Source organism: Arthrobacter sp. FW306-04-A, from assembly GCF_044358315.1.
Taxonomy (GTDB): Bacteria; Actinomycetota; Actinomycetes; order Actinomycetales; family Micrococcaceae; genus Arthrobacter.
In genome coordinates this window covers 1,627,812-1,649,932 of the sequence record NZ_CP084559.1, presented here as the reverse complement: position 1 = coordinate 1,649,932, position 22,121 = coordinate 1,627,812, and the positions used below count along the sequence as shown (strand labels likewise).

Below are 22,121 nucleotides of genomic sequence, written 5' to 3'. Positions count from 1 at the left end.
GTTACTCCTCGGTGGTCTGTGCCTGGCCTTCCACTAGCTCGCGAACTGCCCTGATGAAAGCGTCGCCACGGTGAGCGTAGGAAGAGAACTGGTCCATGGAAGCAGCCGCCGGGGCCATCAACACAGTGTCGCCGGGCTCGGCGATACTTGCTGCCGACGCGACAGCATGGGCCATGACGGTGTCGCCGAAGATCGGAGACGGTTCCGGGGCGGCACCAGCTGAATCGGCGGACTGCACCATTTCAGTGTCGCCCTTGGGCTGCCCGATAACAGGCACATCCGCTGCGTGTCGCTTGAGGGAGGCTTCCAGATCCGCGGTGTCGGTTCCGATCAGGACCACGGCCTTGAGCCTGCGCGCGTTGCTTTTGACCAGTTCGTCATAGTTGACGCCCTTGGACAAACCGCCGGCGATCCAGACGACGCTATCGAACGCGGAGAGGGCTGCCGAGGCGGCGTGCGGATTGGTGGCCTTGGAGTCGTTGATCCAAAGCACGCCGTTCTGCTTGGCCACGGGCTGGATGCGGTGATCTCCCGGAAGGTAGTTCCTTAGTCCTTCGCGCACTGCCGCGGAATCGACGCCGTAGGCGCGCACCAGGGCGGCAGCAGCCAGGGCGTTGGCGACCATATGTCGCGGTGCAGCCGGCCCCAGGTCCGCCAAGGACGCAAGTTCCTCCGCTGAGCTCCTCCGTTCTTCAATGAACGCACGGTCCACGAGCAATCCCTCGACGACGCCAAGCATGCTGACTGCCGGCGTCAAAGTGGTGAATCCGACCGCCCGGCAACCCTCCACGACGTCTGCGTTCTCCACCATGCGTTCGGTCTCGATCTGCTCAGCGTTGTAGATGCACGCCTTCTGCGTGTGCTCGAAGATCTTTGCCTTGTCCGCAAGGTAAGACTCGTAAGAGCCGTGCCAGTCAACGTGGTCTTCGGCCACATTGAGGCAGACACTGGCCACGGGAGAGAGCGATTCACTCCAATGCAGCTGGAAGCTGGAGAGTTCAACCGCTAAAGCGTCGTATTCCACCGGGTCCCGGAGGGCATCGAGGATTGGAGTCCCGACGTTCCCGACAGCAATCGCCTTGAGGCCCGCTGCCTGCAGCATGGCCTCGGCCATGCCCACCGTGGTGGTCTTGCCGTTTGTACCCGTGATCGTGAGCCAGTCCGCCGTCTTGCGGCCCTCGCGTTCGCGCACCCGCCAAGCGAGTTCAACGTCGCCCCACACCGGTACATGGGCGCGTTTGGCAGCTGCCAGGAGGGACTGGTCCGGCCGCCAGCCCGGTGACGTCACGACGAGTTCGGCCTTCTCGCCGTCCACCAAAGGCAATGTCTTGACGGCGGCCTCGCCAAGGAGGACGTCGGCCGCGCCGACGATTTTCAAGGTGTCCGCCTGGGCGAGTGCCTTGGCGCTCGTGGCGGCGTCAACCACCACCACCCGCGCGCCGAGCTCGATCAAGGTGTCGGCGGCAGCGAAACCCGAGACGCCAATGCCCGTCACCACAACGCGAAGGCCCTTCCAGTCCGAGTCCCAACTGACGAGATCCCGGAGCCGGTCATTGGCCGAAGGCTTGGTTTGAGGACTTGCGCTCACAGCAGCACCACCCATTCAGCATAGAAAATACCAAGCCCTGCGGCCACGAACAGGCCACAGAGAATCCAGAATCGGACAACCACCGTGATCTCGGCCCAGCCCTTGAGTTCGAAATGATGCTGCAGGGGGGCCATCTTGAAGACCCTCTTGCCCTTGGTGATCTTGAAGTAGCCCACCTGGATGATGACCGACAGCGTGATGAGGACGAACAGCCCGCCGATGATGCCCAAGAGAAGCTCAGTGCGGGAGAGGATGGCAAAGCCCGCCACCGCGCCGCCGATTGCCAGCGAACCGGTGTCCCCCATGAAGATCTTCGCCGGGGACGTGTTCCACCAGAGGAAGCCCACCAGCGCAGCACTGCAAATGGCCGCCAAGAGCGCAAGATCGAGCGGGTCCCGGACCGAATAGCAGCCGCTGCCGGCCTCACGCGGCGAGCCGCAGGCCTGGTTGTTCTGCCAGATTCCCATGAGGGTGTACGCCCCGAAGACCATGATGGAGGCACCCGCGGCCAAGCCGTCCAGGCCATCCGTCAGGTTGACGCCGTTGGTCGCCGCAGTGACGATCAGGTTCGACCAGATGACGAACAGGATGGCGCCGAGGACCGTGCCGCCGAAGGCCAGGTTCAGCCAGGGAATGTCCCGGACGAGTGAAATATGCGTGGATGCCGGAGTGATGCCGTCCGCATCAGGGAAGTTCAGGACCAGCACGGCGAAGACAATGCCGACGAAAGCTTGAAGGATCAGCTTGGCTTTGGCGTTGAGCCCGAGGCTGCGTTGCTTGGAAATCTTGATGAAATCGTCGAGGAAACCGACGAATCCCATGCCGACCATGAGGAACAACAAAAGCAGGCCCGAAGCGGATGGGCCCGGTGAACGCGGATTCATCATCCACATGATCACGTGGGTCAACCCGTAGCTGATGAGCACGGCCGCCACCACCACGGTGCCGCCCATGGTGGGAGTGCCGCGCTTGGTGTGGTGGGAAGTGGGTCCGTCGTCCCGGATGAACTGACCATAGCCCTTGGTCACAAGGAACCGGATGAAGAGTGGTGTCCCGATCAAAGCCACCAGGAGGGCGACGCCAGCGCCGATCAACAGTGCAATCACAGGAGCTCGTTCCCTTCATTGGCGGCGGTTACAGCCGCGGTGTTCGCACTCGTCCCGGCCTGTGGGGGTAATGCTATCCGATCCCCCAAATGCCGGAGGCCCACCCCGTTCGAGGACTTAAACAGCACCAGATCGCCTGGCTCAAGCTCGGCCTGAAGGAATTCGTAGGCCTCGTCGGCCGTCTCAGCGAAACTGCACTCGTTGCCCCAGGAGCCTTCCTGGATCGCGGAAATGTACAGCGACCGGGCTTCTCGGCCAACCACCACCAGACGGGAAATGTTCAAGCGAACCACTTGGGTCCCCACCGCCGTGTGTTCGCGGATGGAGTCTTCGCCAAGTTCCAGCATCGCGCCTAGGACAGCCCAGGTGCGGCGACCTTGGCCGAGGTCGGCAAGGGTGCGAAGGGCGGCACGCATGGATTCAGGATTCGCGTTGTATGCGTCGTTGATGATGGTGACGCCGTCCGCCCGCTCCGTGCGTTCCATCCGCCACCGGCTGGCCGGCGACTGCTCGCTCAGCGAGGCGGCAATGTCGGCCGCGGGGACGCCTGCCGCAAACGCCGCGGCCGAGGCGGCAAGCAGGTTGGTGATGTGGTGCGCACCGATCAGCTTGCTGTGGACCGCATGGGAGGCCCCGCCGTCGGGCAGGATGAGATCGAATTCCGGGTGGCCGCCCTCGTCGATATCGGCGTTTCTGGCTTCGACAGCGGAGCCGGAAGCGCCGGTAGCCGTGGTTCCGAGCACCTTGGCCTGAGTGCGTGAAACCATCGCCGCGACCCGGGCGTCGTCGAGGTTGATGACCGCCGTTCCGTTCTGTCCCAGCGCTTCGACGAGTTCGCCCTTGGCCTTGGCGATGTTCTCCACGCCACCGAACTCGCCAGCGTGGGCGGTGCCGACGCCAAGAACGACGCCAATGTCCGGTTGGACCATCTCGGCGAGGTACTTGATGTGGCCAACTCCGGTGGCGCCCATTTCGATCACGAGATAGCGGGTGCCGGCATCGGCCCGGAATACGGTGAGCGGTACACCGACTTCACCGTTGTACGAACCTTGCGGGGCAACTGTGGCGCCGGCCCGGGACAGAATCCCCGCCAGCAGGTCCTTGGTAGTGGTCTTGCCTGCCGAGCCCGTGATGCCAATGACGGTAAAAGGCTCCCCTTGTGCCGCGCGGGCCGCACGGATGCGGCGAACGGACTCGGCGGCCAGCGCACCCATGGCGAGCACGGCGTCATCGACGACGACGGCGGGATAAGTCCGGCCGTCGTCGTCGGAAACGTCGCGCTCGGTCAGCGCCAGAACGGCACCGCGCTCGAATGCCGCGCCCACAAAAGCATGACCGTCCGCGTTCTCCCCCGGCTTGGCCACATACATCGATCCGGCAGCCACCTCACGGGAGTCGGTGACGATGGACACCGGAACAATGCCGGGGTCCGCTGCCAATCGGCCGTTGGTGATATCGGCGATTTCCGCCGCAGTAAGTGCAATCATCTCGGTCTAGGACTCTATCCGCTCGTCCGTGGAAACTCTGAATCCCCTGGCTGTCAAGGCAGCCCGCAGTTCTACCCGGTCATCGAGTGCAAGGTTGACACCCTTCACTTCCTGCCAGACCTCATGGCCGCGGCCGGCGATCAGGATGGTGTCCCTTTCCGTAGCCATTTCCACGGCCTGGCGAATGGCAACATCCCGGGGATACGCTTCCAGGATCTCGCAGTCAAGATGCTCCGACTCACGGGCAGCGCGGGCCCCGGCGACGACTTCCGAGCGGATGGTCGCCGCGTCTTCGTCGTGGGGGTCGTCGTCACTGACAATGACGACGTCGGCCAGCCGCGCCGCTATGGCTCCCATGGTCGGCCGCTTGCCCTGGTCCCGTTGGCCTGTGGCACCGAAAACGACGATTACCCGGGATCCGGGTTCCTGGGACCGTACTGCCTTCAGGGCCCTCGCCAGCGCGTCCGGGTTGTGCGCGAAATCAACAACGGATGCCGGGGCGTCCGAGATCAACTGCATCCTGCCCGGTACGGAAATGGTAAACGGATCGTCACTGTCCAGCGCCGCCTGCAATGCCCGCGGATCGATGCCGGAAGCCAGCACCATGACGGTCGCCAGGGCCGCGTTGGCGACGTTGAAGTCCCCAGGCAATCCTGTGTGGACGCGAAGCACTGTTCCGTCACGGTGGCGCAGCTCGAAGTCGGTTCCAAGCCCTCGTTGCGTGGTGGAGACCACGGCCCAGTCAGCATCCATGCCGGGTACGGCGGACAACGTGGTCACCGGAATTCCGGCCTCTTCGGCCAGCAACATCCCCCACTGATCGTCTACTGTCACCACGCCCCGGCGTGCCCGGGCGGTGGTGAAGAGTTCCGCTTTCGTCCGGAAGTACTCATCCATGCTTCCGTGAAGGTCCAGGTGGTCCTGGGTCAGATTAGTGAAGCCGGCAACGTCGAACGTCACCGCGTCGACCCGGTGGAAGGACAGGGCGTGGGAGGAGACCTCCATGGAAGCCGCATCCAGCCCGCGCTCACGCATGAGGGCGAGCAAGGCATGGACATCCGTCGACTCCGGCGTCGTCAGCAGGCTCGGGATGGCTTCGCCACCCGCAAGGATTTCGATCGTCCCAATCAGGCCAGGATTCAAGCCCAGCGCGCGGAGAAGCGAATTGATGAAGTAGGTGGTGGTGGTCTTGCCGTTTGTACCCGTGACGCCGAAGAGTGTCGGCGAAGCCGCGTCGTGGGGTTGGCTGCGATAGATCAGGGCAGCGAGAGGCCCGACGGCGGCGCGGGGACTCCTGACGACCAGCACCGGAACGGCGAGTTCGTCGCCGAGCGCCAGTTGGCGTGCGCCGTCTTCATCACTCAAGACGGCCACGGCGCCAGCGGCCACGGCTTGGGGGACAAAGTCGGCGCCGTGGCGTGTGGCTCCGGGCAGGGCCAAATACAGGTCTCCAGGTTCCACGGTGCGCGAATTGAGGGACACACCAGTCACCGACGTACCGCCCGAGTCCGGAGGTAGCGCGATTCCCAGGGATGCGGCGATGGCCTCAAGAGGGACCGCGGTCACGACGGCGGGACGGAAGCCGGGTTTGTCCGTAGCCGGCGGGTTCCCTGTAGGGATCGATACGGCGTCATTCTGCTCTGACAAATGGGTCTCCGTTGGTACTCGTAAAACTGGCCGCGCGGGAACCGTGGGGCTCCCGGAATCGGCATGGGTGGATCATAATATGGCCGGACAGATGCCCAACAAGCTTACTTGGCGAAAATGACTTACTTGGCGTACTGCGGAAACCGCGCCGGAGTCCCAGTGGACGGGGGGACGTTGTAGGTGCGCAGGACCTGGCCCATGACCGAGCGGAAAATCGGTCCCTGGGTGATGCCGTAGATGTTCCCTTTAGGGCGCTGGACAACTACCTCGACGATGAACCGTGGATTTTCCATGGGCGCCATTCCAATGATGGAAGCGGTGAACCCATCGAAGCCAGGCAGTCCATCTTCACGGGGTGCCTCAGAGGTTCCAGTCTTCGCACCCACCCGGTATCCGTCGATGCCGGCATCTTTCACTTCACCCATGGTGACGTTGCTCTCAAGGATGTCGCGGACCTGTTGGGCCGTCTCCTTGGAAACGACTTGCCTGGGATCCTTGGCAGGAACTTTCGCCTCGACACCGTCGGCGCCGACGTAGCCGTCGATAAGTCGTGGCTGCAGCATCACGCCGCCATTGGCCACGCTTTGGTAGGCCCGGACCGTCTGGAGGGTGGACTGGGAAACCCCTTGGCCGAACAGCACGGTGTACTGCTGCCGGTCGTCCCACTGCTCAGGCTTCGCGAGAATGCCGGTGGCTTCAGCGGGAAGACCAATGTCCGGAGCTTCGCCGATGCCGAAGCGCTTGAGGTAGTCGTAGCGCTGTTGCTTGGTCAGGCGGCTACCGACCATCACCGTACCGGTGTTCATCGAATAACCGAGAATGCCGGCAAGGGTCCTCTGTTCGGTACCGTGTGGGAAAGCATCCGTAAAAGTCTGACCGTCAATCGTTACAGCTGGCGGAATGGTGAACGTGTCCAGCGGGCTGGACTTTCCTTCATTGATCGCGGCCGATGCCGTGATCATTTTCTCTACCGAACCGGGCTCGTAGGCGGCCGTTACGGACCGCACGCCGCGGTCCGCGGGCGCAACCTTACCGGGGTCATTGGGGTCCGGGGCATTGGTATCCGCCATCGCGATGATGTTCCCGGTCTTGATGTCCTCGACGACGATCGATCCCCATTGTGCGTTGAGCTGGTTGACCTGCGTCTGAATGGCCTGTTGCGCAAAGTACTGAATATCCGTGTTCAAGGTCAGCTTGACGTCTTTGCCATTCACAGCCGGGGTCAGCAGGTCGGTTGCCACGGGAATGCGAAGACCGTCGGCACCGATCTCAAACACCCGCTTTCCGTCTTTCCCGCGGAGGAGCTCGTCTTGAGTCTGTTCAAGGCCTGCCTGGCCCGTGGTGCCGTCCTTGAGGAATCCGATGACGCCCCCGGCAACGCTCCCATTGGGGTAGACGCGTTTGCTGATGCCTTCCGATCCAACACCCGGGATATGCAATTGGGAGATCTGATCTTCAACCTCGGGCTTCACTTCCTTGGCCACGATGTTGTATTTTTTCTCCCCGGTCACTGCCTGCGTGACCTGGTTGACATCCATACCCAGGGCGCTGGCGAGCTCCGCAATGCCCTGGGTCCTGGAGATCTTGTCGATGCCTTGGGTCTGGGTGTTGTAGCGCGAAAACTCAGTGGTGGCGGTGTTGACGGTTTGGTCAACCACGATGTTGTAGCGGATCACGCTGCTTGCGAGCACCGTGCCGTTGGCGTCAAGAATCTTGCCGCGTTCGGCGGGCAGAATCGTGGATTTCAGCCGGTTGTTATAGGCAGCCTCGGCCATGCCGCCGACGTCCAGTCCCTGGACGAGGAACAACTTGCCCCCGACCACCAGGAGCAACGTCAGCATGATTCCGAGACCGATGCGAAGGCGCTTCTTCGCCGCCGGCGTTCTCTTGTTCTTCGATTTGCCGGTCTTCTGCACCACGTCGATTCCTTGCTGCTTGCCTTGCTGTTTACCCTGAAATCAGGTCGGCTGGGGGCTATTGCCCGGGCACCTTCTGCTGTGGAGCGGGGACCGAACCACCGTGGAGATCCACAACCGGCGGCTGGGGCGCCACAGGAGCCGCGGGCGCCTCCGGCTTGGCCGGTGTGGAGTCAGCAGTTCCTGTTGGCTTGCGGTTTTCCAACGGATCCTTGGCGGTTGCAGGAGGTACCACACTGAGCTGGCCTGCAACCGCAGGAGCAGCTATGACGGCACCGGGATTCTGTCCCTTGACTGCCGGCGTCGCTTTACCTGTGACCGTCAGGCTGTCCAGATCGATCTGGCCCGTGGCAGTGGAAGCCACCATTCCCAATTCTGCGGCCTTGGCCGCCAGATTCTGCGGAGCTTCGAAGTTCTGGACCTGCTGTGTCAGATCCTGGTTCTGCTTGTTCAGGGATGCAGCATCGTTCCTGAGCTTCACGAGATCGTACTGGGCTGTGGAAACAGAGATGTTGAGCACCAGGACCGTCAGCAGTGCTGCAGCGAGGACGCCGAAGCAAAAGACGACGAATGGAGTGCGTCGTCTTCCGGGCACACTCTGCACGAGCGAGAGCGGGGTCCGCGCCTTGCGCGGGGCGTCGCGCTCCGGGCCACGGACGGGCAGGGCACGCGCTGTGTTGCCCACCGTGGTCGGCAGGATCTTCGCGGCGGCGGTGCTCATGCTGTTCTCCTCGCTTTGATGCGTTCCACTGCCCGCAGCCGGGCGGATGCCGCACGCGGGTTTTCGGCGATTTCTTCGGGCGTCGGCACTTCCGTGCCTTTGGTCAAGGTCTTGAATTCCGGTTTGTGTTCCTCGAGCTCCACCGGGAAACCGAGCGGAGCTGATGACTTGGACCGTGACTGGAATACTGATTTGACGATCTTGTCTTCGAGCGAGTGGTAGGACATCACTACCACGCGGCCCCCCATTGCTGAGGCCGAGAGAGCCGCAGGTACTGCCCTTTCCAAGACGTCGAGTTCTTCGTTGACTTCAATCCGCAAAGCCTGGAAAGTCCGCTTTGCCGGATGTCCCCCGGACTTTGCCGCCGACGCAGGAACCACCCCGCGAATCTGCTCTACCAGTTCTCCCGTAGTGGCAAAGGGCTTGCTGGCCCGCGCCGCGACGATGCGATTGGCGATCCTGCCTGCGAACTTCTCTTCGCCCCATTTGCGGATGATCCGCACGAGGTCTTCTTCGGAATAGTTGTTGACAACGTCAGCGGCCGTCTGGCCGCGGCTCGTGTCCATGCGCATGTCCAAGGGTGCGTCGTACGAGTAGGCAAAGCCGCGTTCCCGCTCGTCCAGCTGAAGGGAAGACACTCCGAGGTCCATGAGGATGCCGTGCACCTCGGGGATGCCAAGGTCCGCAAGGACGTCTTCAATCTCGTCATAGACGGCGTGTACCAGATCAGTGCGGGCCTCGAACGGCTTCAGCCGCGCTCCTGCCAGGGCGAGGGCCTCTTCGTCACGGTCTATTCCAACAAGGTGCAGGTCGGGGAAACGTTGGAGCATCGCTTCGGAGTGGCCGCCCATTCCCAACGTGGCGTCGATGGCCACGGGCGTCTCTCCACGGCTGCGGGCCGCTTCAAAACCGGGGGCCAACAAATTGATGCACCGGTCCTTCAGGACCGGTACATGGCGCTCCGAGGTTGGTTTTGGCGCGTCTTGCTCCTCCATGCGGCCTCCTCAGTGCTGAATTGTTCGGTCCATCTGCCGGTCAGTTGGTTGCTTCTTGGGTCGGATCCCCATCCGCGCCTGTCGCAGTGTCCGCCTGGCTCCGGGGAAGGTGAGCCAGGAAAACAATGTGATGGGCGGCTGGAGATCCCATCCAAGAAGCCTTGCTGCTTCCTGGCCCGGTTTCTAAATGAACCCGGGGAGGTTGTCGTCGTCGGTCTCCGAGAAGGCGGCTTCCTTCTCGGCCAGGTACTCGTCCCAAGCTTGGGCATCCCAGATCTCCGCTCGGGTTCCGGCGCCGATTACCGCCAATTCCCGATCGAGACCCGCGTAGGTCCGGAGCGCCTGCGGAATTGTCACGCGCCCCTGCTTGTCAGGTACCTCGTCAGAGGCTCCGGACAGGAAAACCCGGATGTAGTCACGTGACTGCTTGGAGGAGATGGGGGCCTCCCGCATGGATTCGTGAATACGTTCGAATTCCCGCTGGCTGAAGACGTAGATGCAACGTTCCTGGCCTCTTGTGAGCACCAAGCCGTCAGCAAGTTCCTCGCGGAACTTGGCGGGGAGGAAGATCCGGCCCTTTTCGTCCAGACGCGGCGAATGCGTGCCAAGAAACACTGGCCCACCGCCCCATCTGTCAAAGGTGCCCGTACCTGCCCCACGCCGCCACTACCCTCTTACTTGCTCCACTTTACTCCACAAGCCCCCACAGTCAACGCAATTCGGCGTGTTTCTGCCCCACTTTCGCATGAGGGTGCCCGAAAGCACGGCGATTTCGTGCACCGTGGAAAGTGGAGCGGATTCTGCAGTGGTCTTCTCGGGAGGGCGCGACGGCGGAGCCAAAGCCCTGCTCACGCCCTCCTGGGATCCGGCGAACCGGGCGTTAAATGCGAAAAGACCCGAAATTCGGGTCTTTTCGCAATCAGGCCAGCGCCTGGTGGTGCAATGTGGAGCGCCTCGGCTTCCTGCCGAAGACAAGCGCTATATAACGGCTATCAACTACTCTTCGCCGCGGCGACGCTCGTCCCAACGCTCTTCAAGATTGCTCATGAATGAGTTCTTGGCCCTGCCGGGTTTGGCACTCTTCGTCTTGCCGCCGATAGCTCTTCGCAGGGTCGCGAAGTAAACGCCGGCGCCCATGACAATGAAGCCCAGCACACCAAGGAAGATGTTCTGCAACGACACACCTACCAACAACAAGAGGATCCCGGCGATAGTGCCTAGAACGCCAATAACGATGTGCCTGGTCGACCATGAACGAATGGGGTCAGAGCCCATTGAATTGGCAAACTTTGGATCGTCCTCATGCAGTTGCTTCTCGAGTTGCTCGAGGAGCTTCTGTTCGTGCTCCGAGAGGGGCATCGCGACCTCCTTTAGTCGGCCAGCGTCTGGATACGCCGCGGCCGTTGCCTCTGTTCCTTTGAACGGACGAATCCAAAAAAGGGTTCCCGAAGACCGGGTCTTGTGAACACGGTCTCACGGAACAGACACAACGGAGCAATTTATCCAGACGGTCTAAATCTGTGTATCTCTAGGATAGTTTGTTGGCCGCTGTTCTGAAAGACACGCCGGAGGCACACAAGGAGCTCTTCGACAGCTAAGGCGATCCCGGCTCATTGGTCTCTGCGTACGGTTCCAGAAGCCGCGCAGGAAGGATGGTTTTGCTGCCGAATCGTGCGCTGACACGGTCCAGCGCCTGCTCGGCCGCCCGCCAGTTGTCGTCCCTGCGATCCAGGCTCAACTGCAGCGAGGCGTGTTCGGCCGGTTCGAGCTGCTCGGCCCGTACACCCACAAGGCGCACGCTCATTGGCCTGTCCCCCAAGGATGCCAGCAGCTGGCTCACCACTTGATAGATCAGCTGGGCGCTGTCCACCGGTGTGTGCATCGTCTTGCTGCGGCTGATTGTCGAAAAGTCGGCATAGCGCAGCTTCAGCGCGATTGTCCGGGCCACCATCCCGGCAGTGCGTAGCCGCGAAGCGGTGCGGTGGGAGAGCCTGAGCAACTCGCGGTGCAGCAATGCGTCGTCCTGGGTATCGACCGCGAAAGTTTCTTCGGAGCCAATGCTCTTTTCCAAGCGTGTGGGCGTGACCGGCCGTGGATCCAAACCCATCGACAATCGGTGGACGTGTTCTCCCGAAGCTCCGAGGACCCTTTTCAAGGAAGAAAGGGGCGTTGCCGCAACATCGGCCACGGTGCGGATTCCCAGCCTGGCAAGGACATCGGCAGTCTTGGCCCCGACTCCCCACAGGGCGTTTACAGGAAGACTATGCAGGTACGCTACGGTCTGGTCCGACTCAATGAGCAGCAGGCCGTCGGGCTTGCAGCGCGTGGAAGCAATTTTGGCAACGAACTTGTTGGCGGCAATCCCGACCGACGCCGTAATTCCTAGCTCTGAGGCGACACGGCGCCGGATCAGATGTCCGATCTGAAGTGGCGGACCTAATCTCCTGATCGCCCCGCCGACGTCCAGGAAAGCTTCGTCGACGCTCAGGGGCTCCACGAGGTCAGTTATTGATTCAAAGATTCCCATCAACTGCCGCGAGACCTCGTAGTAGAGGCTGTGACGTGGTTCGATGATGACCGCTTTGGGGCACATCCGCATGGCGTTGGCCATGGGCATGGCAGATCTTACGCCCAAGGCACGCGCTTCGTAGGAGGCCGACAGCACAACGGAGCGATCCACCGGGAAGCCCACAATGACAGGTTTTCCGCGGAGTTCGGGACGGGTGCGCAATTCAACCGAGACAAAGAAGGCATCCATGTCCACGTGGAGGATGCTGGTGCGCCTCAGCCCCCGCAGCGCAGCGGGATCCGGGGTGAATCCTTGCCCGGGGTCCTCTGCATGTGGTTTCACAAGGAAATCCTATGCCGCTGTACCCGTTAAACTGGAGGCAGCTTCCGGCACCCTAAGCTGGAAGCAGCATCCGGCGTCGTCCCCAGGAGGAAATCCCTGTGAAGCTCTTTGGAAAGCCTCAACCCGTCAGCCTGGCCCTGTTGGCCACGGGTGTCGCGTTGACCATTTCGGCTTGCGGGTCGTCCCCTGCGAGCACGGTATCCCAAAGGCCGGCGCCAACATCGTCCGGGCCGGCTGCTTCGGCAAACCCCGCGCCGACTACTTCTTCCACGGCTATCGCGGGGGCGTCGGCGACGGTCGGAGCCCTCGTACCAGGGTTCCCGCAACAACTGATTCCCCTGATGCCCCAGGCAGCCGTGGAGTCCAGCAGTTTCGACAAGAACACCTCCCCAGCTTCGGTCGCGTTGGTCGGCACCATTGCATCGCCCGCCGACGCCGTGGTGGCCTTTTATACATCTGCGCTCACGGCACAGGGTTTCAAGGAAGTTCCCGGAAACACTGTGGGAAGCATCAAATCAAAAGACTTCCTGCGTGGGGACAATGAAACGGTAAACATCTCGGTGGTGGAAAACGCCGGTAAATCCACATTCACCATCGGCGCCAACGTGGCCGCCGGGTCCGTCAAGTGACTACGGAAAGCCTCGGTGCGGAACAGGGCCGTTTTGTTGCCGACGTCGCGGCCAAACTTAACGGCTTCCTTGCTGCGCAACACGAGACCATGTCGACCATATCCTCCGATGTCACTCCCCTCATGGGCTCCATCACGAACCTCGTGACAGGCGGGAAGCGCCTCCGGGCGTTGATGTGCTACTGGGGGTGGCGAGGTGCCGGAGGTGAGTCTGCGCATCCGGACATCATCACGGCCGGCTGCGCCCTGGAACTCTTCCAAGCCGCGGCCCTGATTCACGATGACATCATCGACCGCTCTGATACCCGGCGCGGAGGTCCCAGCGTCCACAAACGGTTCAGTCAACTCCATGAGCGCGAGGGCTGGGCACTCGACAGCGAACGTTTCGGGCATGCTGCCGCTATTCTCACTGGGGATCTGTGCCTATCCTTCAGCGAGGAGGCGTTTACGCAGATCGGCGCCAGGGCTGCTTCCGGGACCTCTGCGCGGCGGATCTTCAACCTGATGCGCGCCGAGGTCATGGCCGGGCAGTATCTGGACATCCTGGAGGAAGTAGCAGGTCCTGTTCGGGACCGCGCGGGTGCCGTCAAGCGAGCCCAGTCCATCATCCGTTTCAAGTCGGCAAAGTATTCGACAGAACACCCCCTGGCGCTTGGGGGCGCCTTGGCCGGCGCCAGCAAGGAGCTCCTTCAAGGCTATTCCGCCTTCGCCCTGCCGCTTGGTGAGGCATTCCAGCTGCGCGACGACGTCTTGGGCGTCTTCGGCGACCCCGGGACGACCGGAAAGCCCGCGGGCGATGACCTGCGCGAAGGCAAGCGGACCGTGTTGGTCGGCTTTGCCATCAACCAAGCTGGAGCTGCGGATTCCACTCACATCGACTCTATGCTCGGCAGGCAGGACCTCGGTGAGGCCGAGGTCGCTGAGATCAGGCGGATCATCGTGGATTGCGGAGCGCTCGAAGCCACGGAAGCAATGATCGAAGAGCTCAGCAACGAGGCTTTCGAAGCGTTGGACCGCCTACCCCTGGCTGAACTGCCACTCACTGCACTCCGGCAGTTGGCCGAAGCCGCTGTCAGCAGGGCCGCATGAACTCTTGATTAAGTCCAGGTGAAGAGCCGCCTGAATATGCGGGTTAATACAGTGGTGGCGGCAGTTTCCTGCCGCCACCACTGTATTAAAGGCGGGTCCTTTACCAGGCCAGCGATTGTGCCCTGCGTCGGATTTCAGTCTTGCGCCCTTCACGCAACGCATCGACGGGGCGGCCACGCAGCGACTCGTCCGGGGTGAAGAGCCATGCAATGAGCTCCTCATCCGTGTACCCGGCGTCCCCAAGCACTGCAATGGTGCCCTTCAGGCTGTCCACCACATGACCGTCCTGGATGAAGAGGGCGGGAATCGAACGGATGTTTCGTTCGCCCACTCTCACAGCCACGACTGCCCGCTCATCCAGAAGACCGTGGACTTTAGTGATTGAAACGTTCAGCAGCTCTGCGACATCGGGCAGCGGCAACCAATCGGAAACGAGGCTTTCTACATTACTCACGGATCAAGATTGCCACGCCTGTGCGCTTTGCGCCTAGCCAGCCCGGCGGCAAGGGCAGGATTTATGGCCGTGAATGCCCAAGAATCGAAAACCCCGGGATTTCTTGTGCGGAACCGAAAAATGTGAGAGATTCACATTGATCACATTTGCATCACTACCCACTTTAGTAACACTGGTATCACTGGCAACAGCGGCATTCCCAAAATGTCCGCTGCTGAGATGAGGATTGCTCCCATGACGACGCCCCGCTCGCCCAAGAAGACAACGAGCATGCCCATAATTGCGGCCACTACAGCGGCTCTGCCCGTCGTCATGCTCTCTTCACTAGCGCTTGCCCAATCGGCAACTGCGCTACCCGCGGTTCAGCCTCAGCGGATGCCGGCCACCCTGGCCGCCGCCATGAAGGCCCAGGCTTCGGCTGTGGCCGCCAACGTCATTCCGGCGTCTGCCGTTGCTTCGACAATCCCGGCTTCCATGCAACCGATGGCTCCGGCCGTTCCGGCCATGTACACGATCGTTCGGGGCGATACCATCAGCGGCATCGCTGCCCGTTACGAGCTGAACACCAACACAGTGCTGGAGCTCAACGGGCTCTCGGCCAACACCATCATCTACCCGGGGCAGCAGATCAAGCTGTCCGGTTCCGGGACAGCCGCCCCGGCGCCGAGCCCAGCCCCCACCAGCCCGTCGTCGTCATCCGGGGCAGCGACTTACACCGTCAAGTCCGGCGATACCCTGAGCGGCATTGCCGCCCGCAATGGCGTGGCCCTCTCCGATGTCTTCAGCTGGAACGGCCTTAACGGCCGATCCATCATCTATCCGGGACAGCAGATCAAGGTCGGGTCGGGAACAAACGCACCGGCTCCTGCGGCGCCGGCACCTGCTCCGGCTCCGGCGCCGGCAGCACCGGCGCTTGCCGACACCGGCGCCTACACCATCAAGTCCGGCGACACGTTGGGCGGTATCGCGTCCCGCCTTGGCGTCTCCCTCTCGTCGCTGCTCTCGGCAAACCACTTGTCCATGAGTACCATCATTTATCCGGGCCAGAAGCTCGCCATCCCCGGCGCTCCCGCCGCTCCGGCTCCCGTCACTACCCCTTTGGTCCCGAGCACATTCCTCGGCTACACCTACCCCGCGGCTGTCGTTAGTTCAGCCAACGCGAACAAGGCGCTCCTCAATGCTTCTCCGGTTCCCAGCACCGCCCAGATGAAGGGGATCGTGGCCGACACTGCGCGCCGCATGGGCGTAGACCCTTCCCTGGCCCTGGCATTCGCCTTCCAGGAATCCGGCTTCAACCAGCGCGCGGTCTCACCTGCCAACGCCATCGGCACTATGCAAGTCATTCCCTCCTCCGGCGAATGGGCCTCCCAACTGGTAGGACGCAAGCTCAACCTTCTCGACCCGTACGACAACGTCACTGCCGGCGTCGCGATCATTCGGGCGCTGGTGAACACCAGCAAGGACGTGAACACGGCCATCGCAGGTTATTACCAGGGCCAGTACTCGGTGAGCAAGCACGGGATGTACGACGACACCAAGGCATACGTGGCAGCAATCCTGGCCCACAAGAAAAACTTCAGCTGAACCGCGCCGCAAACACGGGTCCGGATCGCATGCCGATTCGGGCCCGTGTTTTTGCTCAACTAGGATCGTAGGGTGCAGGAACAAGTTTCGGACCATCGCCTCGGATCCCTCGTGGACGGGCGCTACCTCGTCAGATCGCGCCTAGCGGGCGGCGGAATGTCCACTGTCTACCTCGCCACGGACGAGCGGCTCGACCGCGAGGTGGCGCTCAAAGTGCTGCATCCGCATCTGACCCACGACCAAAACTTCCTTGACCGCCTTCGGCGCGAGGCTCGGGCCGCCGCCAGCCTGTCCCACCCGCATGTCGTCGGCGTCCTCGACCAGGGACAGGACGGCCACATTGCGTACATCGTCATGGAGTACATCAAGGGGCATACGCTCCGCGATGTCCTCAACGAAAAAAGCGCGCTTCCGCCCCGGCTGGCCTTTGCACTGATAGACCCCGTCATCGAAGGACTGGCTGCCGCCCACGCAGCGGGGCTGATACACCGCGACGTGAAGCCGGAGAATGTCCTGATCGCCGACGACGGCCGCATCAAGGTGGGCGATTTCGGCTTGGCCCGGGCGGTGACGGCGACCACGAGCACTGGTGCCCTGATCGGCACGGTTGCCTACTTGGCTCCCGAACTGGTCTTAGGCAAGCCCGCCGACGCCCGGAGCGACATTTACTCTGCCGGCATCATGCTTTACGAGATGCTTACCGGCGAGCAACCCTATTCCGGCGACGTTCCAATCCAGGTGGCTTACCAGCACGTCAACGCTAGCGTCCCGCCGCCCTCGCTCGCTGTTCCCGGACTCGCTGCGGACATTGACGAACTCGCCCAATGGTGCACCGCAAAGGAACCCGAAGATCGTCCTGTGGACGGTTCTGCACTCTTGTCGGAATTGCGGCATATCCGGACAACCCTGAGCGACGCACAGCTGGACATCAGTCCGCCTGCCGCCAAGGCGCTTGCCGCCGGAGCGGCAAGCGGACAAGAGGCAGGGGCAACCGCGGTAGTCGCGCCCTTTCATGCCGAACGCACGGAGACTTTGGAAAGGATCGGCCGCCCGACGGAGATCATCTCAAGCCAGCGCAATCCGACCACGGTGCTGCCGCCGTCGGGCTTTTCCCCCGGTGAGACGACGGTTCAAGCTGTATTGCCCACGGAGCGGACTGCACCGGCGAGCAAACGCGACATCAAGAGAATTGCGCGCCAGGAAGAAAAGGACCGCGCCCGTGCCGCGGCCACACCGTCGCGCTCTTTGCGGGAAGGCAATCCGCGCCGCCGTGCCGTGATCTGGACGGTTGTCGTGATTGTCCTCGCAATCCTCGCCACCGCCGCGGGCTGGTTCTTCGGCATGGGGCCAGGCTCGCCCGGAACCATTCCGGACACGAAAAACAAGACGGTTGCGGAAGCCCAGCAGCTACTGAGAACCGCCGGCTTCCAGTCTGAGCCGAGGGACGTATTCGACGACCAAGTCACGGCCGGGCTATCGGTTGGAACGGAGCCCGCATCCGGCCAGGTAATCCGGAAGTTCCAACCCGTGTCGCTCTTCGTTTCGAAGGGACCGCAGTTGTTTCCGCTCACTGCGATGACAGGCCTGACGCTGGACCAGGCCAAGAATGCCCTTGGCACGGCAGGAATGACGCTCGGCAGGGTCACAGAGCAGTATGACGACAAAGTGCCGTCGGGCTCGGTCATCTCCCAGTCCCCGGCCCAGGACACGGCGGTCCGCCACGGCACCCCGGTGGCATTGGTGGTTTCCAAAGGACCTCAGCCCCTGCCCGTTCCCGATGTCCGTGGCATGACCCAGCAAGCAGCCGTTAAAGCGATCAGCGACGCCGGGCTGACCGCCAAAATTGCGCCGGAACCCGTCAATGACAAGAAGGTTCCCGCGGGGGCCGTGGTCAGCCAGACCCCCGCCAACGGCACTTTGACCCGTGGCGAGTCAGTCACGTTGACCCTGTCCAAGGGACCGAAGCTGGTGCACGTTCCCAGCTTCATCGGGAAGCAGGCGGATGCCGCACGCAAAGCCTTGGAATTGCTGGGATTCGACGTCAAGATCAACAACGTCCTGGGTGGCTTCTTCGGCACCGTCCGCGACCAGAACCCCGTGGACAGTGACGCCCCGGAGGGCTCCGTCATCACCCTGACCGTCGTGTAGTACCCATGCATACAGAAAAGGCGATCCGGAATGTTCCGGATCGCCTTTCCTTTATGCAGTCTGCTCGCTGGACTACCGCTTTGTGAGGGCTCCAGCCACGAGGAATGCCATCTCAAGGGACTGCATGTGGTTCAGGCGGGGATCGCACACGGACTCGTAGCGGTCCAGGAAGGCGTCCTGGTCAATGGGATCAGCACCGCCAAGGCATTCCGCGACGTCGTCGCCGGTCATCTCCATGTGCAAGCCACCCGGTACCGTGCCCAGGGCGTGGTGTACCTCGAAGAAACCGCGGACTTCGTCCACGACGTCGTCGAAGTTGCGGGTCTTGTACCCGTTGGGCGAGGTGACCGTGTTCCCATGCATCGGGTCCGTGACCCAGAGAACCTGCGCGCCGGAGGCAGTGACCTTCTCGACGACGGCGGGCAGCTTCTCGCGGATGTTCTTGGAACCCATCCGGGAGATGAAGGTGAGGCGGCCTGGCTCGCGGTTCGGGTCCAGCTTGTCAATGAGCCGCAGCGCGTCGTCTCCGGTGGTTCCGGGACCGAGCTTGACGCCGATGGGATTGCGGACACGGGACAGGAAGTCCACGTGCGCATGATCGAGCTCACGCGTACGCTCCCCGATCCAGAGGAAGTGGCCGGAGGTGTCGTAGGGAAGTCCCGTGCGGGAGTCGATGCGTGTCAAGGCACGCTCGTAGTCAAGCAGCAGGGCCTCGTGGCTCGCGAAGAACTCCACGCGCTTGAGAGCTTCGAAATCGGCGCCGCAGGACGCCATGAACTTTATGGCGCGGTCGATGTCCCTCGCCAAGGACTCGTAGCGGGCATGGGCGGGGTTTTCCGTGAAGCCCTTGTTCCAGAGGTGCACCAGGCGAAGATCAGCGAAGCCGCCTTGCGTGAAGGCGCGGATGAGGTTCAGCGTGGAGGCCGAGGTGTGGTAGGCCTTCAGCATGCGGCTGGCGTCGTGGGCCCGGGACTCCGGAGTGAAGTCGTAACCGTTGACGATGTCGCCGCGGTAGGCAGGCAGTGTCACGCCGTCGCGGGTCTCTTCGTTCGAGGATCGCGGCTTGGCGAACTGGCCGGCCATGCGACCCATCTTGATGACGGGCATGGCCGCGCCGTAAGTGAGGACAACGGCCATCTGCAGGATGGTGCGGACTCGGGCGCTGATCTTGTCGGCTGTGGCGTCCCCGAAAGTCTCTGCGCAGTCGCCACCTTGAAGAAGGAAAGCCTTGCCCTGGGCTGCCGCCGCCAAGCGCTCGCGCAATATGTCGACTTCGCCGGCGAAAACCAGCGGCGGAAGCACGGAGAGTTCTTTGACGGAGGCATCGAAGACGCCCCTATCGGTCCAGGTGGGTTGCTGCGAGATAGGCAGTTGGCGCCAGTCGTCCAAGCCGGGATAGTTTGCCGCGCCACTTTGCGCGGTGCTGGTCAGGGGACTGCCCAGGGAACTAGTCAAGGGGCCGGTCACGGACGGTGCGGGGTTCGCGGATAGCTCAGTCACTCTCCAAGACTAGTTGCCTTGCCCGCTGTTCTGCGCACGGCCGCCGTAACCGATATTCGCCGGGCCGTCACACTTTTCCAGACACTCCGTCGTCGCCGTCGTCCGGCTCCGATCCGCCGGCGGACTCGGGCCGCTCTTCAGTTCCGGCATCGGTAGGAATTGTTCCGCTGCCGCTCTCCCGGCTTGGAAGCTGCCCGGCCAGTCGCTGCTTGACGACGGCGGCGTATTCGTCCACGTATTGCTGGCCGGAGAGCCGCATGAGCTCGTACATGATTTCATCGGTCACGGCCCGTTGGACGGTGCGGTCTTCCTCCTGGCCGTAGTACCGGCTGAAGTCAAGCGGCTGACCGAAAATGATCCCGATGCGGCGGATATTGGGCAAACGCTTGCCGATGGGCTGGACCTTTTCCGTGCCGATCATCGCCACGGGAACAACGGGTACCCGGGTTTGGAGCGCAAGTTTGGCGACTCCCACTTTGCCCCGGTATAGCTTGGCATCGGGACTGCGGGTGCCCTCGGGGTAGATCCCCAGCAGGCCGCCGGCAGCCAGGACATCCCTTCCGGCCTGCAAGGACAGCTCGGACGCCGCCCCACCCGAACGGTCCATGGGCAACTGGTTGGTGAGCCGGAAGAACATGGCCGTGAGCCTGCCCTTGAGTCCCGTGCCCGTGAAGTATTCGGACTTTGCCAGAAAGCTGACGCGTCGAGGCACCATCACCGGCATGAAGATCGAGTCCGAAAAAGACAAGTGATTGGAGGCCAGAATCGCGGGACCATCGTGGGGAACATTGTCGAGGCCCTTGACCCAAGGGCGGAACAGCAATTTGAGAACCGGACCCAAAAAGATCCGTTTCATGACCCAATAGAACACTTTGGTTCCTCTCCGGGGCGGCGTCTGCTAGGCGTCCGGACGGTCCCGGCCGGCACTCAGAAGCCACCCTACTCCAGTGAGAAATGTCCCGAACAGTGACACGATGGACTCATGACGGAAAGCAGCGCCGCCAACAGAGTAGCCTCGGAGTCATCATGAACACTCTCCCTGATCCCTCCCCGTACGCCAGCAGCTTCACCGGTGGTGGACCGAGCATCGGCGTGGTGATGAGCCACGGTTTTACGGGCAGTCCGCACAGCATGCGCCCGTGGGCGGAGTATCTTGCGGCGGAAGGCTACGCCGTGCGCCTGCCATTGCTTCCGGGCCATGGGACCACGTGGCAGGACATGGCTGCGCGGCACTGGCAGGAGTGGCACCATGCTGTGGATGCGGCGTATCTCGAGCTCCAGGCCGAGTGCGATTTCGTTTTCGCTGCCGGCCTGTCGATGGGCGGGACGCTGGCTCTCCGGATAGCGGCCACTCGCCCGGTCGCCGGCACGGTCGTCGTCAACCCTGGACTGGTGATTGACGACCCCCGCGCGGCAGTGGTTGGCGTCCTCAAGCACTTCATGAAATCCACCCCGGCGATTGCCAACGACATCCTCAAACCAGGCATGGACGAGGGCGCCTACCCAAGGACTCCGGTCGCCGCAGCCCATGAGCTGAAGAAGATGTACAAGGACACCGTTACTCTCCTCCCCCGGATTTCCTCCCCCGTGCGCGTCTTCCGCTCTTCCGTGGACCATGTGGTTTCGGACCGAAGCATCAAGCAGTTGAAGGAGCGCGTCGCAGCTCCGATGGAGTTCAGCACCCTGGAGAACAGCTACCACGTGGCCACATTGGACAACGATGCCCTGGAAATCTTCCGCGGCTCGGCCGAGTTCATCCGGAAAACGATGGCTGGACTCGCCAACAGCTCCGCCCCTGCCCGCCCGTCCGGCGCCGAACTCCGGGACTTACCCCATGAATAGGCCTGGACCGGATTCGCCGGACCAGAGCGCCAATAAAGATGACGACGCCGTCTGGCTGGATCTGGTGGCGCGGCTTGAGTCGATGCCTTCCTCGCCGCTCGACGAACCGCGGCTAGCGGAAGAGCTTCCCAAGGATCCCGGAACAGAACCGGGTCCAGGACCGGACGCGGTTCCTGGTACATCCACGTCCCGCTCTTTCCAGGACTTCGATCCCCTTGGATTGGCCAGGAGAGGCGCTGCCGATAAACCCGTCGAAGACGAAGGCAGCGGTGCGACCGGTCCGCGTGACTTTGATGTTGAGGACGAGGGCGGGTTCGTGCCGGAGGATCCACCGAGCCTGGCCGGTACTGAACCGCTGACCATGCTCGCCTGGCTCGGAGCTGTGGGCGGTCCCGTTGCCTTGCTGTTCACCGCAATGTTCTGGCGCTCGGCGCCCCTTCTGGCCGTCATGGGCATCTTGGCGGCATTTCTAGCTTCGGTGGTGTACCTCATCATGAAGCTGCCCCAGGAAAAAGACGAGAACGACGACGGCGCCCGCGTCTAGTGGGGGTGCCGCACCGCTCCT

Annotated in this window: 20 protein-coding genes; 6 read left to right on the top strand and 14 right to left on the bottom strand. The window is 62.4% G+C overall.

Translation table 11 applies throughout. The features are described 5' to 3' along the window. Position 1: 1 nt before the first annotated feature. The 11 genes from murD to LFT43_RS07490 all read right to left on the bottom strand — a co-directional run bounded on the left by murD (position 2) and on the right by LFT43_RS07490 (position 12,582). Positions 2 to 1,603 (bottom strand): UDP-N-acetylmuramoyl-L-alanine--D-glutamate ligase, encoded by a 1,602-nt coding sequence (murD, locus tag LFT43_RS07540; protein WP_395801904.1) that lies wholly within the window; start codon positions 1,601 to 1,603, stop codon positions 2 to 4. Beyond that, a complete protein-coding gene (gene mraY, locus LFT43_RS07535; RefSeq protein WP_395801902.1) occupies positions 1,585 to 2,694 on the bottom strand; it encodes a phospho-N-acetylmuramoyl-pentapeptide-transferase in 1,110 nt (369 codons plus the stop codon). Before mraY ends, murD begins: the two co-directional genes overlap by 19 nt. Continuing rightward, positions 2,691 to 4,181 carry a UDP-N-acetylmuramoyl-tripeptide--D-alanyl-D-alanine ligase gene (murF, locus tag LFT43_RS07530; RefSeq protein WP_395801900.1) on the bottom strand — a complete coding sequence of 497 codons (1,491 nt, stop codon included), beginning with the start codon at positions 4,179 to 4,181 and terminating at the stop codon, positions 2,691 to 2,693. The genes mraY and murF overlap by 4 nt, the downstream gene beginning before the upstream one ends. 6 nt (positions 4,182 to 4,187) lie before the next feature. Continuing rightward, a complete protein-coding gene (locus tag LFT43_RS07525) occupies positions 4,188 to 5,828 on the bottom strand; it encodes a UDP-N-acetylmuramoyl-L-alanyl-D-glutamate--2,6-diaminopimelate ligase (protein ID WP_395801898.1) in 1,641 nt (546 codons plus the stop codon). Between the two features lie 122 nt (positions 5,829 to 5,950). Beyond that, positions 5,951 to 7,747, bottom strand: a complete 1,797-nt coding sequence (locus LFT43_RS07520; RefSeq protein WP_395801896.1) for a peptidoglycan D,D-transpeptidase FtsI family protein — start codon at positions 7,745 to 7,747, stop codon at positions 5,951 to 5,953. A gap of 55 nt (positions 7,748 to 7,802) precedes the next feature. Continuing rightward, entirely contained in the window at positions 7,803 to 8,465 is a 663-nt protein-coding gene (locus LFT43_RS07515) for a hypothetical protein (RefSeq protein ID WP_395801894.1), read from the bottom strand. Next, complete coding sequence (gene rsmH, locus LFT43_RS07510) at positions 8,462 to 9,460, bottom strand: 16S rRNA (cytosine(1402)-N(4))-methyltransferase RsmH (RefSeq protein WP_395801892.1); 999 nt, start codon at positions 9,458 to 9,460, stop codon at positions 8,462 to 8,464. Before rsmH ends, LFT43_RS07515 begins: the two co-directional genes overlap by 4 nt. Before the next feature lie 183 nt (positions 9,461 to 9,643). Then, on the bottom strand, positions 9,644 to 10,075 hold the full coding sequence (gene mraZ, locus LFT43_RS07505; protein ID WP_395801889.1) for a division/cell wall cluster transcriptional repressor MraZ: 432 nt from the start codon (positions 10,073 to 10,075) through the stop codon (positions 9,644 to 9,646). Positions 10,076 to 10,456: 381 nt separating this feature from the next. Then, positions 10,457 to 10,819 (bottom strand): DUF3040 domain-containing protein, encoded by a 363-nt coding sequence (locus LFT43_RS07500; RefSeq protein WP_395801887.1) that lies wholly within the window; start codon positions 10,817 to 10,819, stop codon positions 10,457 to 10,459. Positions 10,820 to 11,054: 235 nt separating this feature from the next. Then, positions 11,055 to 12,311: a DNA polymerase IV gene (gene dinB, locus LFT43_RS07495; protein ID WP_395801885.1), complete on the bottom strand. Its 1,257-nt coding sequence runs from the start codon at positions 12,309 to 12,311 to the stop codon at positions 11,055 to 11,057. 118 nt (positions 12,312 to 12,429) lie between these two features. Next, positions 12,430 to 12,582 (bottom strand): hypothetical protein, encoded by a 153-nt coding sequence (locus LFT43_RS07490; protein ID WP_395801883.1) that lies wholly within the window; start codon positions 12,580 to 12,582, stop codon positions 12,430 to 12,432. Positions 12,583 to 12,652: 70 nt separating this feature from the next. On the opposite strand from LFT43_RS07490, the gene LFT43_RS07485 reads away from it, so the two are divergent. Both LFT43_RS07485 and LFT43_RS07480 read left to right on the top strand, forming a co-directional pair. Then, on the top strand, positions 12,653 to 12,940 hold the full coding sequence (locus LFT43_RS07485; RefSeq protein WP_395801881.1) for a hypothetical protein: 288 nt from the start codon (positions 12,653 to 12,655) through the stop codon (positions 12,938 to 12,940). Then, entirely contained in the window at positions 12,937 to 14,028 is a 1,092-nt protein-coding gene (locus LFT43_RS07480; RefSeq protein ID WP_395801879.1) for a polyprenyl synthetase family protein, read from the top strand. Before LFT43_RS07485 ends, LFT43_RS07480 begins: the two co-directional genes overlap by 4 nt. A 100-nt stretch (positions 14,029 to 14,128) precedes the next feature. On the opposite strand, the gene LFT43_RS07475 is transcribed toward LFT43_RS07480, so the two are convergent. Beyond that, a complete protein-coding gene (locus LFT43_RS07475; protein WP_028266705.1) occupies positions 14,129 to 14,482 on the bottom strand; it encodes an Rv2175c family DNA-binding protein in 354 nt (117 codons plus the stop codon). Between the two features lie 234 nt (positions 14,483 to 14,716). Here LFT43_RS07475 and LFT43_RS07470 point away from each other — a divergent pair, with 234 nt between their 5' ends. Both LFT43_RS07470 and pknB read left to right on the top strand, forming a co-directional pair. Beyond that, a complete protein-coding gene (locus LFT43_RS07470) occupies positions 14,717 to 16,066 on the top strand; it encodes a LysM peptidoglycan-binding domain-containing protein (protein WP_395801876.1) in 1,350 nt (449 codons plus the stop codon). 72 nt (positions 16,067 to 16,138) lie between these two features. Beyond that, a complete protein-coding gene (gene pknB / locus LFT43_RS07465) occupies positions 16,139 to 18,214 on the top strand; it encodes a Stk1 family PASTA domain-containing Ser/Thr kinase (protein WP_395801874.1) in 2,076 nt (691 codons plus the stop codon). A gap of 72 nt (positions 18,215 to 18,286) precedes the next feature. On the opposite strand, the gene LFT43_RS07460 is transcribed toward pknB, so the two are convergent. Both LFT43_RS07460 and LFT43_RS07455 read right to left on the bottom strand, forming a co-directional pair. Continuing rightward, on the bottom strand, positions 18,287 to 19,714 hold the full coding sequence (locus tag LFT43_RS07460) for a class II 3-deoxy-7-phosphoheptulonate synthase (protein ID WP_395801872.1): 1,428 nt from the start codon (positions 19,712 to 19,714) through the stop codon (positions 18,287 to 18,289). 67 nt (positions 19,715 to 19,781) lie between these two features. Beyond that, complete coding sequence (locus LFT43_RS07455) at positions 19,782 to 20,585, bottom strand: lysophospholipid acyltransferase family protein (protein ID WP_395801870.1); 804 nt, start codon at positions 20,583 to 20,585, stop codon at positions 19,782 to 19,784. A gap of 155 nt (positions 20,586 to 20,740) precedes the next feature. On the opposite strand from LFT43_RS07455, the gene LFT43_RS07450 reads away from it, so the two are divergent. Both LFT43_RS07450 and LFT43_RS07445 read left to right on the top strand, forming a co-directional pair. Beyond that, positions 20,741 to 21,556 (top strand): alpha/beta hydrolase, encoded by an 816-nt coding sequence (locus LFT43_RS07450; RefSeq protein WP_395801868.1) that lies wholly within the window; start codon positions 20,741 to 20,743, stop codon positions 21,554 to 21,556. After that, positions 21,549 to 22,100, top strand: coding sequence for a hypothetical protein (locus LFT43_RS07445; protein ID WP_395801866.1), 552 nt, complete (start codon positions 21,549 to 21,551; stop codon positions 22,098 to 22,100). Before LFT43_RS07450 ends, LFT43_RS07445 begins: the two co-directional genes overlap by 8 nt. Positions 22,101 to 22,121: the final 21 nt, after the last annotated feature.